At 42.1% G+C, this 17,195-nt stretch carries 13 protein-coding genes; 5 read left to right on the top strand and 8 right to left on the bottom strand.

The window, feature by feature from the left end:
- The first annotated feature begins 103 nt into the window (after positions 1 to 103).
- The 3 genes from VIM89_RS12055 to VIM89_RS12045 all read left to right on the top strand — a co-directional run bounded on the left by VIM89_RS12055 (position 104) and on the right by VIM89_RS12045 (position 4,201).
- A complete protein-coding gene (locus VIM89_RS12055) occupies positions 104 to 2,536 on the top strand; it encodes an alpha-ketoacid dehydrogenase subunit alpha/beta (protein WP_488156406.1) in 2,433 nt (810 codons plus the stop codon).
- Positions 2,537 to 2,601: 65 nt separating this feature from the next.
- Positions 2,602 to 3,180 (top strand): nitroreductase family protein, encoded by a 579-nt coding sequence (locus VIM89_RS12050; RefSeq protein WP_488156405.1) that lies wholly within the window; start codon positions 2,602 to 2,604, stop codon positions 3,178 to 3,180.
- 235 nt (positions 3,181 to 3,415) lie between these two features.
- The gene (locus VIM89_RS12045) at positions 3,416 to 4,201 is read left to right on the top strand and encodes a murein L,D-transpeptidase catalytic domain family protein (RefSeq protein WP_488156404.1); all 786 of its coding nucleotides are present in this window, start codon (positions 3,416 to 3,418) and stop codon (positions 4,199 to 4,201) included.
- A gap of 7 nt (positions 4,202 to 4,208) precedes the next feature.
- Here the strand turns inward: VIM89_RS12045 and VIM89_RS12040 are convergent, their stop codons facing one another.
- Positions 4,209 to 5,756: a L,D-transpeptidase family protein gene (locus VIM89_RS12040; RefSeq protein ID WP_488156403.1), complete on the bottom strand. Its 1,548-nt coding sequence runs from the start codon at positions 5,754 to 5,756 to the stop codon at positions 4,209 to 4,211.
- Positions 5,757 to 5,931: 175 nt separating this feature from the next.
- Here VIM89_RS12040 and VIM89_RS12035 point away from each other — a divergent pair, with 175 nt between their 5' ends.
- Together VIM89_RS12035 and VIM89_RS12030 are read left to right on the top strand one after the other, a co-directional pair.
- Positions 5,932 to 6,450 carry a DinB family protein gene (locus tag VIM89_RS12035; RefSeq protein WP_488156402.1) on the top strand — a complete coding sequence of 173 codons (519 nt, stop codon included), beginning with the start codon at positions 5,932 to 5,934 and terminating at the stop codon, positions 6,448 to 6,450.
- A gap of 48 nt (positions 6,451 to 6,498) precedes the next feature.
- On the top strand, positions 6,499 to 7,821 hold the full coding sequence (locus VIM89_RS12030) for a carboxypeptidase-like regulatory domain-containing protein (RefSeq protein WP_488156401.1): 1,323 nt from the start codon (positions 6,499 to 6,501) through the stop codon (positions 7,819 to 7,821).
- 11 nt (positions 7,822 to 7,832) lie between these two features.
- Here VIM89_RS12030 and VIM89_RS12025 read toward each other — a convergent pair whose 3' ends face one another.
- From VIM89_RS12025 to VIM89_RS11995, 7 genes are all read right to left on the bottom strand, one after another.
- Positions 7,833 to 8,465: an HAD family hydrolase gene (locus VIM89_RS12025; protein WP_488156400.1), complete on the bottom strand. Its 633-nt coding sequence runs from the start codon at positions 8,463 to 8,465 to the stop codon at positions 7,833 to 7,835.
- A gap of 4 nt (positions 8,466 to 8,469) precedes the next feature.
- Positions 8,470 to 9,708, bottom strand: a complete 1,239-nt coding sequence (locus VIM89_RS12020; protein ID WP_488156399.1) for an MFS transporter — start codon at positions 9,706 to 9,708, stop codon at positions 8,470 to 8,472.
- 132 nt (positions 9,709 to 9,840) lie between these two features.
- A complete protein-coding gene (gene aroC, locus VIM89_RS12015; protein WP_488156398.1) occupies positions 9,841 to 10,932 on the bottom strand; it encodes a chorismate synthase in 1,092 nt (363 codons plus the stop codon).
- Positions 10,933 to 10,987: 55 nt separating this feature from the next.
- The gene (gene aroA / locus VIM89_RS12010) at positions 10,988 to 12,274 is read right to left on the bottom strand and encodes a 3-phosphoshikimate 1-carboxyvinyltransferase (protein ID WP_488156397.1); all 1,287 of its coding nucleotides are present in this window, start codon (positions 12,272 to 12,274) and stop codon (positions 10,988 to 10,990) included.
- Between the two features lie 72 nt (positions 12,275 to 12,346).
- Positions 12,347 to 13,474, bottom strand: a complete 1,128-nt coding sequence (locus VIM89_RS12005; protein WP_488156396.1) for a chorismate mutase — start codon at positions 13,472 to 13,474, stop codon at positions 12,347 to 12,349.
- A gap of 46 nt (positions 13,475 to 13,520) precedes the next feature.
- The gene (locus VIM89_RS12000) at positions 13,521 to 14,441 is read right to left on the bottom strand and encodes a prephenate dehydratase (protein ID WP_488156395.1); all 921 of its coding nucleotides are present in this window, start codon (positions 14,439 to 14,441) and stop codon (positions 13,521 to 13,523) included.
- Between the two features lie 270 nt (positions 14,442 to 14,711).
- Positions 14,712 to 17,195 (bottom strand): S8 family serine peptidase, encoded by a 2,484-nt coding sequence (locus VIM89_RS11995; RefSeq protein ID WP_488156394.1) that lies wholly within the window; start codon positions 17,193 to 17,195, stop codon positions 14,712 to 14,714.

Here is a 17,195-nt window from a genome sequence, read left to right as displayed (position 1 = left end):
AACATCAATAAAAAACTATTAAACGTACAATGTGTTTTGTGTGTTACATATGACGAATACAAAATAGAATTTTATACTTTTGTCCCTTAAACAAAATATTATTATGCCTGAAACCATAATAAGTGCTACAAGTAAATTCAGTGCATCTGAACTCAGTTTTGAAGACTTCCAAAAGATAGTTATAAACGACTATCGGATTGGCTTCGAGAGTCGCCAGGCCAGCTTGATTGGCAGGCGTGAGGTACTGACAGGGAAGGCCAAGTTCGGAATTTTTGGCGATGGTAAGGAAGTGGCGCAACTGGCTATGGCGAAGGCATTCAGGGCGGGCGACTGGCGCGCAGGCTACTACCGTGATCAGACTTTTATGTTCGCTACAGGTATTACTAACCTGAAGGAATTTTTTGCACAGTTATATGCAAACCCTGATATAGAAAAAGATCCTGCATCAGCAGGCAGGCAAATGAATTGCCACTTTGCTACCCGTTATGTAAATGCTGATGGTACATGGGCTAATCAAGCCGAATCGTTGAATTGTGCATCGGATATTTCTACCACGGGAGGCCATATGCCGCGTTTGTTGGGTTTAGCTTATGCATCTAAATTATACCGTCAAAATAAAGAGCTGGAATACCTGAAACAGTTTTCTGTTAATGGTAACGAGGTAGCTTTTGGCACGATAGGTAACGGCTCCACATCAGAAGGACTGTTTTTTGAGACCTTTAATGCAGCAGGTGTATTGCAGGTGCCAATGGCTATTTCTATTTGGGACGATGCTTATGCCATTTCAGTTCCGGCTAATCTGCAAACCACCAAAGAAGATATTTCTGAAATACTTAAAGGCTTCCAGCGCGAGGACGGCACCAACGGCTATGAGATATTTAAAGTACGCGGATGGGATTATGTAGCCCTATGCGAAACCTATGAAAAGGCTATTGATGTTTGCCGCCGCGAGCATGTGCCTGTGCTGATCCATGTAACGGAGATGACCCAGCCACAGGGGCATTCTACCTCAGGCTCTCATGAGCGTTATAAATCAAAAGAACGCCTGGCTTGGGAGAATGAACACGATTGCCTGTTGCAGATGCGTAAATGGATGATCGAATCGGCTATTGCTACTGAAGAAGAGATAGATGAGCTGGAAGCAACAGCTAAAAAATATGTCCGCAATATTCAAAAAGAAGCCTGGAACGATTTTGCCGGTGAGATCAATGAAGAGATCAGGCAGGTTTCAGCTCTGATCGAACAAGTTGCTGCACAAAGTCAAAATAGTGCAAAGCTTAAAGATGTCGTTTCTGAATTAAAGGCAACTGTAGACCCTGGGCGTAAAGACGCTATTTCCGCTGGTCGAAAAACTTTGCGTATTACCGTAAAAGAAAAACTAAGCAGCAGGCAAGACTTAATTAACTGGTTGAATGCAGAAAGAGTAAAAAATGACGAGCGTTTCAGCTCAAAATTATTTACTGACACTGCTGCATCGCCGTTAAATGTGCCTGTTGTTAAAGCGACTTATGACGATGACACCAAAATGCTCGATGGTCGCGAGATATTAAATGCCTGCTTCGACGCCAATTTTGAGCGTGATAAATCAATCGTGGCTTTTGGTGAAGATGTTGGCGCAATTGGCGACGTAAACCAGGGCTTTGCCGGTTTGCAAAATAAATATTCTGATCTGCGCATTTCAGATACAGGTATTCGTGAAGCTACTATTATAGGGCAGGGTATGGGGTTATCTATGCGCGGTATCAGACCGATTGCTGAGATACAATACCTGGATTACCTGATCTATGCAACTACCGTTTTAAGTGATGACCTGGCATCTTTAAGCTACCGCACACGCGGCGGGCAAAAGGCCCCAGTGATAGTTCGTACACGCGGGCATAGGCTGGAAGGCATCTGGCATTCAGGTTCTCCGTTGGGTTTGATACTGAACGCTATGCGTGGCCTGCACATCTGTGTGCCCCGTGATATGACACAAGCAGCCGGAATGTACAATACCTTGTTGCGTGGCGATGAGCCTGCTTTGGTTATCGAATGCCTGAATGGTTATCGTTTAAAAGAGCGTTTGCCATCGAATGTCGGAGAATTCACTGTTCCTTTGGGAAAAGCTGAAGTTTTGAGAGAAGGCACGGACATGACCATTGTTTCTTATGGCTCGACTTTACGCATTGTAATGGAAGCTGCTGAAGAACTGGAAAAGATGGGCATCCATATTGAGGTGATCGATCCTCAAACATTATATCCTTTTGATACAGAGAATGTTTGTGGTGATTCGTTAAAGAAAACCAATAAGTTACTGGTTGTAGATGAAGATATGCCGGGAGGCGGAACAGCTTATATCCTGCAAAAGATACTGGAAGCTCAAAACGGCTATTATCACCTGGATTCTCAGCCTAAAACACTGCCTGCCCGTGAACACCGTCCGCCATATGGAACAGACGGTGACTACTTCAGCAAACCTTCAATGGATGATGTGGTAGAAGTAGTTTATAATATGATGAACGAGGCAAATCCGTCAAAATATCCCAACTTATATTAATTATTACATTTAGTTGAATATTATAATAATAGTGCCCGTATTTTTGCGGGCATTATTGTTTTATTATGGATATCGCATTTTCTACTATATCAACTATCATTAAAACCCGTCGCAGTATTAAGCCTGTGGCAATGAATGGGAAAAAAATCCCCGATTATCAAGTCGAATCATTGCTTGAGCTGGCCGATTGGGCACCAACTCATGGCTTTACAGAACCATGGCGTTTTGTAGTCTATGGCACGGCTTCCGACTTTTCCCATCAACATGCCGAATTATATAAATGCAGCATCGTACCTGAAAACTTTCAGGAGGCGGAATACAACAGATTATATCAGCAAGGAGATAAGGCCTCACATGTGATCCTGGCTGTTATGAAACGTGGTAATCTGCCTAAAATACCTGTTATTGAGGAAGTTGAGGCGGTTTCTTGTGCTGTGCAAAATATTCTGCTGGGAGCAACAGCACTTGGAATAGCTTCATTTTGGAGTACCGGTGGAATGGCTCTACGCCCGCCGATGAGAGAATTTTTGAAATTGGGCGAGGATGACCACGTGATTGGTGTTTTATACTTAGGTTATGCGGATAATAATCCTGAAGGCAACCGCTCTATTCCGCTTGAAGAAAAAATAACTTGGGTACGATAATTGCACCCTAACCTGAGACTAGTTTTTAACGTACAAATAGTCAATCGATTGGTTCTGGTTTTAATCTTGTTGTAATTTATTTAATTATTAGTATAAAATAATTCAGATTTAATTGCGTTATTAGCTTTAAATGATTTAGTTTATACATTTGTAAATCACAGCAATAAACCTAATTGATTTAGCCTTAGCCAGTTGAATTTTTTATTGATTAAACTTAAAAACAAATCAACGGAGTATGAAGAGACGCTTCTGGGGAACATTGTGTGTATTATTGATCTTCGCTATTGCTATTGTTAGTATCAGCTGGAAACCTGATACCAAAGAAAAATCAAAAAAAGCTACTACCAAAACTACAAAAGCCTTCTCAGCAAAGGAGCACTTTGCTCATTACATGGAGGATATTTATAATACGGCCCAGTTAAGTGAAACCGGCCTGGATATGGCTGTTTTCCAAAAAGCAGTAACTGGGTATTTTAATCTAAAGGCAGCTAATAAAGTGCCTCAATATAGTTCGATCATTACAATAGTCGACCTGTCTAAATCAAGTTGCACCAAACGCATGTGGATTGTCGACCTGATCAACAAAGATCTTTTATTGAATACCTGGGTTGCTCATGGCAACGGCAGCGGTGGCGATGTGCCTGAGTATTTTTCAAATGCCAGCGATTCACATGCCAGCAGTCTTGGTTTTTATGTGACCGAAGGTATCTACAATGGCAAGCATGGCCGCTCGCTTAAGCTAAATGGCATGGATGCTGGTTTTAATGATAATGCCCGTGCCCGTTCAATAGTTGTACACGCAGCGCCTTATGTTTCACAGAGCTCGATCAATCAGTTAGGTCGGCTGGGACGCAGCGAAGGTTGCCCTGCTGTTTCGCCAAAGGTTGCCAAAAAGGTGATCAATACCATTAAAGGCGGTTCGGTATTATTTATCAACGGAAACGACAGCAGCTATAACTCGAAGTATCTGGATGCTAACGTGGCTACCAACTACGTTTACCCTGTAACAGCAAGTCTTTAATTTCCTATTACTCAGTCGGAAGGTACTTTTTCAGGTGTTCGTACAGGACAATATCCAGTCCGTATATATCGCCCCTGAATTGCAATTGCCCTTCCGGATCAGACCAGCAAGTAACGTAAGTAATATAAACCGGAACTCTTGGACGTAACGCGATGTCCTGAGATGTGCTGTCGTCTTCGTCCATATCCTTCACTATCCGGTTATATTTTACCGTATCGCGGAATAAGGTATGAGCAAGGTCGAGCGGTTTTTCCAGCCGCACGCAGCCGTGGCTAACTGCACGCATGGAATAATGGAAAGCGTCTTTGGCGGGAGTATCGTGCAGATAAACACTGCTTCTGTTTTCGAACAGGAATTTGATTTTGCCTAATGAATTATCTGCCCCCGGCTGTTGTTTAAACTCGTACTCGTTGTTTTCTTTGGTGACTTTTGACCAGTCAATCGTTTCCGGATCTTTAATCAATTTATCATTCAGATAAACATTGATGTTCTTGTTTGCCAGGTAATACGGATCGTCTGCCGCTTCTTTAATAATTTCTTTGGTGGCAATACTCCTTGGAATGTTCCATATCGGGTTCACCTGTACGCTGTGTATCAGACTGCTTAAAAGAGGCGTTTCGTGGGAGTTAGGATTGTCCACTTTGCAGGTATCGTTATAATTTTCCAGGCTGTTCAGGTATTTTTTATTACGACCTTCGCCTACACAGACTTTCATTCCCAAAATAGATTTGCCACTATCGATCACATCCAAATGAAAATCCGGAATATTTACATAAACATATTCATTATCGGTTGGCTTATTTTTCCAGCGTAGCCGTTCCATATTCACCAGCAAAAGGCGTTTGGTCTCTTCTTTCGATAGTTTTGGAGCCTCGTATCCCTCTAAATAAGCTTTCTGCAAAGCCAGGTATTGCGGGTCTTTTGGCTGGATGCTGTCCAGGTAAGCCTGCATATTTTCTACTGAGAATACCTTATTGATTGATGCACTATCCGGCCGTGCCGTTTTAATGAAATAGCGCGAGTATAATTTCTTTGGACTGATCACTCCAAATTGCAGATCATTAGAATAATCGATCAGCGAATTGGCGGCTAGTATTTCCAGTTGTGAAATATACTTATAAGCGTCATGTGGCGTCTTGATGGCAGTTTTGCTATAAAACTTGTCCATCAATGCTGTTATCTGATCCGGTTTGAATAGCTTTGGATCAAGGCCATGCTCATTGGCTTTTCTGAATTTGGCAACCATCGCATCCAATCCGCCATCCCAAAGATGATATAAAACAAAATCGGGTTCATAATCATTTTCCGCATAATGAGCAACTACCCAATCCGGATTGGTCATGCCATCGCGTTCCCTTCTGAGCTCTCTTTTAAAATAAGCTGCGAATTCATCAGGATCGATATCTTTAAAAACACTGTTATGTGTTCTTTTATAGAGGATAGAAGCCATTTCAGAGCGTTTTTTCTTACAGCTCTGAACGATGGTGATAAGGGAGAAAAGTATTAATACTAAAGCAAAACAGGCGTTTCTTTTAGTACCTGCAGATATTATCATATAAAAATTTTAGTTACACAGCATGAGTAAAGCAATCACTATACCAAACTAATATACTTATTTTACTATAAATTTGAGCAAACGTTGTAGCCTGTTTTTTCCGGTCGCAAAGTTGAACATTATAAATCACTTATAATGCATTAAAAAACCAAGTTTTGTTTGTAAGTAAATACCTATGACTGAAAGTGATAATAATAAAAGAGAATTTTGGTTGCGCGGCCCAATGGCTGGTATACCGCCTTTGCTACAACCCGTAGCGCACACCATATTACAAGCCAGGGACGAGGTAAACCGCTACATGACCGATTTCCCCGAAATATTTCTTTGGGTAAAGCCTGGCGGAATGGCCTCTCCCGGATTCCATTTGCAGCATATTACGGGCATACTCGACCGCCTTTTTACTTATGCCAGGGGCGAAGGCTTAAATGAACAACAATTTACTTATCTATCAAATGAGGGTAATGAACCTGAACGGAACGGAAGTGTCGGCGATTTACTTGACGTATTAAATAAACAGGTTGACAAGGCCATTCAGCAACTAAGCAATACAGACGAAGCAACTTTAACCGAAGTGAGAGGAGTGGGTAGGGCACAGATACCTTCAACTGTACAAGGTTTATTATTCCATGCAGCCGAGCATATGATGCGCCATACGGGGCAATTATTGGTGACTACGAGGATATTAATAAATTGAATTTAATTTTTTACTTTAGTTATACCCCTAATACCTATAAACCTTACTATGCCAACAGTACCTGAATGCATCAGAATATTCTGTGTGCGACTATCGCTTATTTGCATTTTTCTTATTTTTTGTCATGCATTATTATTTGCACAAACGACAATTACAGGTCGTGTTGTTAATCATAATGATAAGAAGCCTATTGCCAATGCAAGCATATTTTTAAGCAATACTACCATTGGTAATGAATCTGCGAAGGATGGCAATTTTATACTTAAGGGCATTAAATCGGGGAAGTATCAAATCATTGTGTCCGTGGTAGGGTTCAAAACTTATAATGAAAATATTGTCGCTAACGATAATCCGATTGACCTGCATGATATTGAGTTAGTGCCCGAAGTAAAGACATTAAAGGAAGTAAGCATTCGTTACAAGGCTGATCCTGACAGGGAATTATACTTAAAATTGTTTAAGGACCAATTTATAGGCACATCTGAGCTGGCATCCGATTGTGTTTTAATAAACCCGGAGGTGCTTGATCTTGACTATGACAAAAGTAAATACACACTTACTGCCTCCTCATATGATTTCCTGAAGATCGAGAATAAAGACTTGGGTTACCGGCTAAAATACCTGGTTAAAGATTTTAGTTATTGTGCCAATCCGACACTGAAACGTCCTCTTCATTACCAGGGCTTTGTCCTTTTTGAGGAAATGAAGGGGACTGCCGGGCAGGAAAGACGTTGGAAACGAAACAGGCAAAATGCATATGAAGGTTCTGAAATGCATTTTTTTCGCTCTGTAGTAAGTAACAGGCTAAATGAAGAAGGTTTCAGGGTATTGCAGTGGGCGATATATCAGAATCCTGAACGGCCACCGGATAGTATTATCAATTCAAAAATAAAGTCATTTACGAAGCTCAAAAATACCGATAGTAAAAAATATAATGACTCGTTAAAGTTTTGGGAAAAGAAAAAAGACCTGAAAAAAGTACTCGAAACATTAATGGATTATCCTTTGAGCGAGGAGGAGATTGTTAAGCTGACTGATCAGAAAGATATGTATGCACTTGGATGTGATATGGATAACCTGCACATTACCTATAACAAGGATCTGCATTTTTCCAAAAAAGGATTGATATATCATTTGGACGAAGCCAGCAATAGGGAGTCCTCAGTTATTAGCTTTAGTAAACCTTATGCCTTTTTTGACAATAATGGTATAGTATTGAATATAAACAGCATATCACTGAGTGGCGTATGGGCCAGAAACCGCGTGGCTGAACTTTTGCCTTATGATTATGAACCTGAAGTCAGTTCAGTTGCGGTGGGACAGGCGGGTACCTTACAAACACCTTCTAAAGCGTTTAATCCGGCTAATTAAGTTTAAATAAATCAGATTAGCTTTGATACATCGCGTAAACTGGCTGAACGATAGGTGATCTCCACATGAGGATGTTTATTTGTAGGATCATAAAGAAAAGTATCGATACCTAAAGCTTTCGCAGCTTTTATCTCCGATTCAGGGTCATCGCCGATTACCAGAAGGTCGCCAGGAGTGAAATGGTGAGTTTGCATAATTTCCGCAAAAACGTCCTTCTTGGTTTGCTGGCTTACATCAGGATCGACGATATGGATATGCTTAAAATCATCCTCGATGCCCAGCATCTTTACTTTACTCCATTGCAGTTTTGAAAAGCCAGTAGTTACTAGAAATTTGTCTAAAGGAATGGTTCGCACATGCTGATAATCGTCAAAAGGCTTCATCGGTTGTGAATAAGCCATGTTGCGAAGCTTATCAGTCATTTTATCTCTTACTTCCTGATCCAGGTTATGATCATCAGCAATATGCTGAAAAGGCCTACGTGTCATTTCATCTTTGATTTTATCTACCTTATCCGCCTCATAAGCATTTATTATTTCTGCATGCTGATCGAGTATAGCAAATAGATCGCCAAACAGATTTTCTGAAATAGAACTTACCGGGTAAATGGTATTATCCAGGTCGAGTATAAGGGCCTTTTTCATTCGGTTAAAATACTGTTTCTTCAAGAGGAACCGGTTTCATTTTCTTAATGTTAAAATGGTACAGCGACAGCATCCCCATTGATGCTCCCAGGCAAATTGCGCCGGTTAGCCACCATAACAGATTGTAATTTACAAAGGTGATCACCTGTCCGCCTATGATCGGCGACATAATGGAAGCTGCCGACCAGCCCATGGCATACAAAGCTGCGTATTCTCCACGATTTTGAGCTGTAGTGCGCATAATCCAAAACGAATTCATGAAAGGCATAGATAGCATTTCGCCTACGGTAATGAACAATAAGATAAATAATGCAGAATAATAACTGGCAGGTAGAAAATTCAATAATATAAAGCCAAACCCAACAGTCAGTATGCCGATATAGATATACCTGAGCGGGTGCCTCTTGCCTTCCAGGTTATGTACGATCAGCATTTCAAAGCATACGATCAGTAGTCCGTTGATACCCATTAGCAACCCGATCAGTTGTTCGCTGATATGCCATTGGCTTTTGTAAAACAGCGGCTGCATGGTAAATATCTGGAAAAAGCAAAGCGCATACAGTGTAAGCATACCAATAAATGCCAGGTAGACTTTATCTCTGTAAGCAGACGGTCCTTTAACGCGTTCAGCTATTTTTTTTATGGATTTGGTCACCTTGGAAAAGGGTAGGAGCCTCAATAGCAGTAAGGACGCTAAAATATTGGTGCTGCCATCAACCCAAAACAATAAGTGATAGTTGATATGAGCTAAAGTTCCACCCAGTAAACCACCAAAGGCCCAGCCAAGGTTTACTGCGAGACGGTTTAAAGAGTTAGAGCGCGTAAGGTTCTGATCTGTGCTGTAATGTGCAACCGCCGTAGAATTGGCCGGACGGAATGCATCATTGCACATATTCAATACAAACGAACAGATACCAACAGACCAAAAAGTTCTTTGAAACCCTAGCAATAGAAATAACAATCCGCCAAGCAGCAGGCCAAGCACCTGGACATAATAGAAACCGTATTTATCGGTCAATCTGCCGCCGATGTAAGCACCACAAAGTGAACCGATTCCGAACAACCCCATGATAATCCCCGTCTGTTCTACAGTGAAATGCAGTTCATGCGTGCAGTAAATGGTCATGAAAGGAATAACCATGGTACCACTACGATTGATGAACATCACCAGGCACAGGTACCAGCTATTTATCGATAACCCACTATATGCTTTTTTGTATAATTGGACAGTTCGGGAGAGCATTTACCAAATATAGTTTTTGATGTGCAAATGTGCAGGTGGGTGGATGTGCAGATGTGCAAATATGACGATGTGCAGATTGTTTTTAATCTGCGAAATCATTTAATCATTTAAATCTGCGGTTCAGACAATCTTTCAGCTTAGAATAGAATTCCTATTCCTCAGCCAATGATCGGCAATAACCAAAGCCGCCATTGCCTCAACAATAACTACCGCTCGTGGTACTACGCATGGATCATGGCGGCCTTTGCCTGATATTTCGGCAGCATTGCCATGACTATCAATTGTCGGCTGGCTTTGCATGATAGTGGCCACCGGTTTGAAGGCCACTTTGAATTCGATAGGCATACCATTGCTGATACCGCCCTGTATTCCGCCGGAAAAGTTGGTGATAGTTTTTATTTTATCGCCCTGGTTGATGAAGATATCGTTGTGCTCAGATCCCCGCATTTCGCTGCCTGCAAAGCCTGAACCATATTCAAAACCGTGAACAGCATTGATGCTCAGCATAGCCTTGCCTAGTTCGGCATGGAGTTTATCAAAGACTGGCTCACCTAATCCTACCGGGCAATTCTGTATATAACAACTGATCTTCCCGCCAACAGTATCTCCTTGTTTACGGATGGAATCGATAAACTCGATCATTTCCTCAGCAGTTGCCGGGTCAGCGCAGCGGACAATGTTTTGCTCACGGGCATCAATAAATTCCTGCGCATTCGTGATCTCAACATTTGGAGCATTGATTTTGCCAACACTGCTAACGTGAGCCACGATCTCTATACCTTGTGATTTTAATAATAGCTTTGCCAAAGCACCGGCTGCTACTCGCGCAGCAGTTTCGCGGGCAGATGAACGTCCTCCGCCACGGTGGTCGCGGATACCGTATTTGGTTTGGTAAGTATAGTCTGCATGAGATGGGCGGAACACATCCACATTATGCGAATAATCCTTCGAGCGTTGATCCTCATTGGGGATGAGCATGGCAATAGGCGTTCCGGTAGTTTTACCTTCAAATACGCCGGAAAGTATTTTTACCGTATCGCTTTCCTTACGTTGTGTCGTGATCTTCGACTGACCCGGACGGCGTTTATCCAATTCCGACTGAATATACTCGAGGTCGACATCCAGTTGAGCAGGGCAGCCATCGATGATCACACCGATCGCTTCGCCATGCGATTCGCCAAAAGTTGTTATTCCGAATAATTGTCCAAATGAATTGCCGGCCATATTTTTTAGATGTGCAGATTTGCTGATGTGCAAATGTGCGGATTATTTTAGTTTATTATTTTATCACTTCGTACTCAAATCCCACCTTCTTCAAATCCTCCCAAAAAGCGGGGTACGATTTCTCCACCACCATATAATCTTCAACCTCAATCTCTGGGATTAGCAGCGCCAGCGGTGCGAGGGCCATCGCCATACGGTGATCGTCGTAGGTATTGACAAATATCTTTTCGGGGATGAACTTTTCGCTGCAATCGAGCTTGTAAACTTGTCCTTTTTCAATCAGTTTTACGCCGATTTTTGCTAACTCATTCTGTAATGCTTTAACGCGGTCGGTTTCTTTGATCTTTAAGGTCTCCAACCCTGTAAAGGTAGCATCATGCCCCAGAGCAGCACATACCACAATTACAGTTTGTGCAAGATCGGGGCAGGATTTCAAGTCGAATATCTTTCGCTCCAATTGTTTTGGCTCCTTTTTCAGGTGCACACCGCCATTTATAAACTGCGAGGTGATACCAAAATTCGCCATGATCTCGGTGATAACGCTATCGCCTTGTAAGCTGTAAGCCGTTAGTCCAGGCAAGAACAGTTCTGCCTCGTCAGCTAATGCAGCGATAGAATACCAGTATGACGCAGCGCTCCAATCCGGTTCAACAGGTAAGGATGTTTCTTTAAATTCCTGGTGAGGGATATGGATATTATTCCCAACCCATTGATGCTGAATACCGGCCTGGCGAAGCATCGATAAAGTCATTTCAACATAAGGCCTTGAAGTTAATTCACCTTCAATATGAAGAACCAGTCCTTTAGGCAGAACAGGCGCAATTAACAGTAGTGCAGTAATATACTGACTGCTGATATCACCTTTTATACTGATCTTTTCGCTTATCTGCTCAAAGCCGCCTTTGATTTTAAGAGGAGGGAAGCCTTCATTCTCTACGTATTCAATATGCGCACCCAGATCGCGCAACGCATTTACCAATATGCCGATAGGACGCTGCTTCATCCGCTCACTGCCGGTTAGGATCACTTCTTCATCTTGTAAAGTAAAGTAAGCAGTCAGGAAACGCATAGCTGTACCCGCAGGACCAATATTGATTTCGGATTTCGGATTTTCGATTTCGGAATTATGCAAGACTTCCAGCTTCTGATTTCTGACTTCCGACTTCAAAATACCAGCAAGCGTTACTGTATCTGCTGCATCCGAAATATTTTCCACCTTCACTTTACCCTTGCTCAACGCCTCGATAATAAGCGCGCGGTTGCACTCGCTTTTTGAACCGGTGAGATGGATGGTGCCGCTAACTGACTTGCCTTTTTTAGTCAGGATTATATTTTCCTTCATAGTTATTTTGCTACAGAGATATGAGAATGAGCTTTTCTGTCTCAAATCTCACATCTCAAGTCTCAAATCTAATTAAGCGTGTGTCAGTTTTTCCTGTGCCTGGCCTGATTGTCCTTCGTTCATGATCTCAGTTTGTTTGCGGATAGATTCGCTGTGCATCAGTTCCAATAATTTTTCAGCAAACTCAGGGCTCAATTTTAATGCTTTTGCGTAAGGAATACGTCTGTTCAAAATTTCTTCCCAACGGTTAACCTGCAAAATGGTGATGCCGTTTTCTTTTTTGTAATTACCGATTTTCTCAACGATCTGCATTCTTTCGCCCATTTTTTGGAAAACGATATCGTCGATCTTATCTATCTGGCTGCGCAGTTCAGCTAATTTATCTTTCAGGTCGGCACCTTTTACTTCAGGTTGACGCAGTGTTAAACGGTCAATGATGTCGGCCAAAGCTGCCGGAGTAACCTGTTGTTTGGCGTCGGTCCATGCTACACTTGGGTCGATGTGCGATTCCATCATCAGGCCCTGCATATCCAGGTCAAGCGCTTTTTGAGCAACGTAGCCTAGTAATTCGCGGTTACCACAAATGTGGCTTGGATCGTTAATGATTGGCAGGTGAGGCACGTGCGTTTTAAGAGCGATTGCCATATCCCACATCGGCTCGTTACGGAACGCAGTCTTTTCGTGGTAAGAGAAACCGCGGTGAATAGCTGCCAGTTTGGTAATACCGGCACCGTTGATGCGTTCCAAAGCACCGATCCATAATGACAGGTCAGGGTTTACCGGGTTTTTAACCATTACAGGCACATCAACACCTCTAAGTGCGTCAGCGATTTCCTGTACGGTGAATGGGTTCACAGTTGAACGTGCACCTACCCAAAGGATATCAACACCAGATTTTAAAGCTTCTTCAACGTGTTTTGCGGTTGCAACCTCGATAGCTGTTGGTAATCCGGTTTCTTCTTTGGCGCGGCTCAGCCATTTTAGACCGATGCTGCCAATACCTTCAAATTCACCCGGACGGGTACGTGGCTTCCAGATTCCGGCACGTAAGGCGGTTACCTTACCTGTTTTAGCCAACAAATGGGCGGTGGCTACTAATTGCTCCTCGGTCTCGGCGCTGCAAGGACCGGCAATTAAAAGTGGCTCGGATTTGGCTTTGATCCACGACTCGAGCGGCTGTATGTTAAGATCTAATTTCATTTTTATTTAGTGAATTAGTGAATTAGTGAATTAGTGATTGATTGATTTACTTTATTATTTTTTTAACGTTGATATATTTGCGGCTGATGGTTTCCTGGGCTCTCAGCTTATGCTCACGCTCGTTCTGCGTGTTTTCATCTTCATGGCGTTGATATTCGCCCAGGATATTGAAGTTGTGGGTATACTTTAATACCTGGCGGATGGCGGTATCGTATTGCTTATTGTTTTCCCACTCCACATCCACGTAAAAGTTATACTCGTTACGCTTACCCAATACCGGCATCGACTGTATTTTGCTCATGTTGATGTTTTGCTCTGCGAAAATTTGCAACACCCTTGCCAAAGCGCCTACCTGGTTGCTCACCTGGAAGCACAATGAAGCTTTGTTATTATCCTTGCGCTCCACATTATCATGATGGGTAAGGATCAGGAAACGGGTGAAGTTCTTTTTGTTTGATTCGATACGGCGCTCCAATACATCCAGCTGGTAAAGCTTGGCGGCTAAAGTATTGGCGATGGCAACAGTATCGCGCAGGTTTTCGTCGCGGATGCGTTTGGCGCAGGCTGCGGTATCACTGCTTTCAACAATTTTCAGCTGAGGGTACTCATCAAAAAAGTCAATACACTGGCGGATGGCAATGGGGTGAGAGGTTACATATTTAATGTCCTCGAACTTCACGCCCGGCAGCGCCATCAGGTGCAGCTGGATGGGCAGGTACACTTCGCCTACGATAGGGAAGCCATAGCTCATCATCAGCGTGTAGTTGGGCAGTATGCTGCCGGCAATACTGTTTTCGATGGCCATTACAATGTAATCGGCCTCTTTGTTCTGCAAAGCCTCAAATGTTTGTTTGAATGAGTTGCACTCAATGGTTTGAATGTCCTCGCCAAAATGCAGAAATGCGGCTTCTTCGTGAAATGAGGCCCTGATCCCCTGGATAGCTACTCTTGTTCTTTTATCCTTCATAAACCTGCTTAAAGCAAAAAATCCCGGCTTGTTCGGCCGGGACTTTTCAGTTTTTTCTTATATGTTTTAGTGCATATTAGTCCCGGCTCTTACTGGTAAAGTAAAAGTAGTAACCATAAAAATATGCATTGTTAAACTTCATTGCTTTTTGTTTGTGGCGTAAATGTACGCGAAAAAAACGTTCCGTCAATAGAAAATTTTATTTTTTTGAAAAAATGGAGGTTGAACAGAATTTTATTTGCCTTTGCTTGGGCAATTATCTATTTAAAATTAAATTCTTTGGGTTACTCGAGCTGCTGTCTTAATGTCTACGGCCTTTACTCCGAGCGATTGTAGTAACTGTCTCATGTCATTAAATACAGGCCTAGATTTTTCTGGGTCAGAGATGGTTAAAATTGCAGTAAAAGGAACGCCTTCTTTTGGAATTACAGCACCATCTCGTGCCAAATATTCTACATCAAGAGTCCAATTGGTAGAAGGTCCAACTCCTCTTGGAAAAGATTTTTCATAAACTTTAACTGGACTCCACTTAAAGGCGTGTTCGATTTGATCTTTTTCATATAGATTGCCATCTTTTTCATCAGGAGTATAGATGGCATTTAACCTGCCTTTATAGTGACCATCTTCTTGTTGTTGTCGCAATGCAGCGTCAATATTCACCCTTACAAATTCTGCACCGTATCTGTAATCAAAGGCTGGGGTGCTAACAATACTAAGTCTCGCATAGCCAAAACATTTGCCGTCTCTTACTAAGCTCGGTGGCCACGAAAATTTGAAACTTAGTTTATGCCCATTTATTGCCCGATTAGCAAATACTAATGTAATTGCTGATGGATCCCCTTCTAATATTTCTTCAGAACCACCAGGTATCCCGAAGCCAATAAGATGCTTAGTGATATTCTGTAGCTTTTTATCGCTTAAAGAATCGGGTAAACTGGCGTGATGAACACTTAGTCCGATTAATGTCTCTCTTGACACCATTCCTTCAATTGCGTGGTCGATGCTGGCTAACGTCTTAGCAACATTGGGCGCAGCATAACTTGTTCCGCAACCGTCAACCACACGCCCAGTTGGATCGATGGATAATAGACCGTGTCCTTTTATAGCATGTTTGCTCCCTGCTCCACCAATGTGTGCGAGGTCGGGCTTTAGACCAATGCGTAGTCCTGGACCCCTACAGCTATAATTACTTAAAGCATAAGGCACAATGCCAGTCATGTCTGGTGGATTAAGGGCGGAAACACTGATATTGCGGCAGCTTTCTCCTGGTCGTTTTATTGTATCATTTCGAGAAGCAGCAAGGATTTTAAGGGCTTCAAAATTATCCGCTGGCCATTCCTTGCGCACATCAAGTGGTTTTGTATTTCCTGCTGAGATAACAAATATAATATCATTATCCTCAGCAATCTTATCTAAGATTTGAGCTGGCAAACTATAGCCAGTTGTAGTCGCATGCTCTTCTATATTTAAGCTAAAATTAAATATTCTTACTCCTGTTCTTGCCTTAAGTTCTTGAACTGCAATTTCCAGTTCATTAAAGAATTCAAGTGGTTTTTGAAAGTATGTGCCATACTTATCTTCTGTAGGTAAAATGTCTAAATCAATAATCTTACAACCATCAGCTTCTTTGCAAATTGCTTGGCCATTAAGAGTTTGACCTATAATTGCCAACCCAGCTATAAAAGTGCCATGATTTTCATCTTTATCGGTATCAGCAATAAGTCCCCAGCGATCTTTAATCCAATCATCATAAACGGTTGACACACCACCATCCACAATGCAAATTTGTGGATACGTTCCTCCGACGGCCGGTTTGGGTATAGTAAATATGTCGTCCTTTTTATAACTAGTAGTATCTGCACTCTGAGTTACAATTGGAGGTAAAGTGACTTTTTTAACCAAAGGATGTTGGTCAAGAAATGCGATTAGTTTTTGATGAGCATCGGGATTGAGATTTGTTATATTTTGATCAATCCGTTTAGAGGCTGCTGTTGCAGATTGAGTAAATTGAATTTTAGGCTGGCTTTCAGAGTTTTCTAATTTGATACCAAACATTACAGCGCTTCCGCGGCCACTGGTTACTCTAGAAACAACCAGTCCACCACCAAGTTGCTCTAAGCCATTAAAGAAGCTGCTAAATAAATTGAACTTTGGTTGATCCAAAACATCCCAATCTTGTCGTGGAGGTGGAGATGCAAACAATTCAACTAAATAAGCTCCGCCAGTCTTAGGGTTTGAAAACCATTCGATTGCTTGTGCTATAGAAAATTTTCTTTTATCACTCGATTGAACTGGTAAAATATCGTTTACAGCACCGACCTCACTACGAATTCGTGATGGATATGGTATGTTTTTTCCGTCCTGATCTTTATATTTGACTTTTGCTTCTGCTTGAGCGACTTTTCCCACTACTTCGTCAATGCTGCTGGGGGTAAGCTCAACATATAACTCACCCAAATCACCCGCTCCAACTACTGGGGCGACGTCCCTTTTAAACATTTGACTCGTTGGCCTATGACTTTTCGCTAGTGCTGCCTGCTTTAATGTGATTTTAGCATATGAGACGCTGGCGTAGTTGTTAGACAGCTGCATATTTTTGATGTCCTGAAGCTGTTTTTGAATGTGCTGTTGATGCTCTACGAATTCTTCATCATGTCCAGCAAAAAAATCTTTTGCCGGTCCACCGCCAACACGATCCCATACCTCAATGAAATCGCTAGTGTTTAAGATGATCTGTATAGGACTGTTAGCCAT

It is taken from the genome of Mucilaginibacter sp., assembly GCF_036568825.1.
Classification (GTDB): domain Bacteria; phylum Bacteroidota; class Bacteroidia; order Sphingobacteriales; family Sphingobacteriaceae; genus Mucilaginibacter.
The sequence above is the reverse complement of the archived record's forward strand: the minus strand, read 5'-3'. Positions and strand labels throughout refer to the sequence as shown.

Coding starts and splice junctions, on each gene's coding strand:
- VIM89_RS12020 (WP_488156399.1), bottom strand. CDS start 9,708: ATGCTCTCCCGAACTGTCCAATTATACAAAAAAGCATATAGTGGGTTA.
- VIM89_RS12025 (WP_488156400.1), bottom strand. CDS start 8,465: ATGAAAAAGGCCCTTATACTCGACCTGGATAATACCATTTACCCGGTA.
- VIM89_RS12050 (WP_488156405.1), top strand. CDS start 2,602: ATGGATATCGCATTTTCTACTATATCAACTATCATTAAAACCCGTCGC.
- aroA (WP_488156397.1), bottom strand. CDS start 12,274: ATGAAGGAAAATATAATCCTGACTAAAAAAGGCAAGTCAGTTAGCGGC.
- VIM89_RS11995 (WP_488156394.1), bottom strand. CDS start 17,195: ATGGCTAACAGTCCTATACAGATCATCTTAAACACTAGCGATTTCATT.
- VIM89_RS12005 (WP_488156396.1), bottom strand. CDS start 13,474: ATGAAATTAGATCTTAACATACAGCCGCTCGAGTCGTGGATCAAAGCC.
- VIM89_RS12030 (WP_488156401.1), top strand. CDS start 6,499: ATGCCAACAGTACCTGAATGCATCAGAATATTCTGTGTGCGACTATCG.
- aroC (WP_488156398.1), bottom strand. CDS start 10,932: ATGGCCGGCAATTCATTTGGACAATTATTCGGAATAACAACTTTTGGC.
- VIM89_RS12045 (WP_488156404.1), top strand. CDS start 3,416: ATGAAGAGACGCTTCTGGGGAACATTGTGTGTATTATTGATCTTCGCT.
- VIM89_RS12055 (WP_488156406.1), top strand. CDS start 104: ATGCCTGAAACCATAATAAGTGCTACAAGTAAATTCAGTGCATCTGAA.
- VIM89_RS12000 (WP_488156395.1), bottom strand. CDS start 14,441: ATGAAGGATAAAAGAACAAGAGTAGCTATCCAGGGGATCAGGGCCTCA.
- VIM89_RS12035 (WP_488156402.1), top strand. CDS start 5,932: ATGACTGAAAGTGATAATAATAAAAGAGAATTTTGGTTGCGCGGCCCA.
- VIM89_RS12040 (WP_488156403.1), bottom strand. CDS start 5,756: ATGATAATATCTGCAGGTACTAAAAGAAACGCCTGTTTTGCTTTAGTA.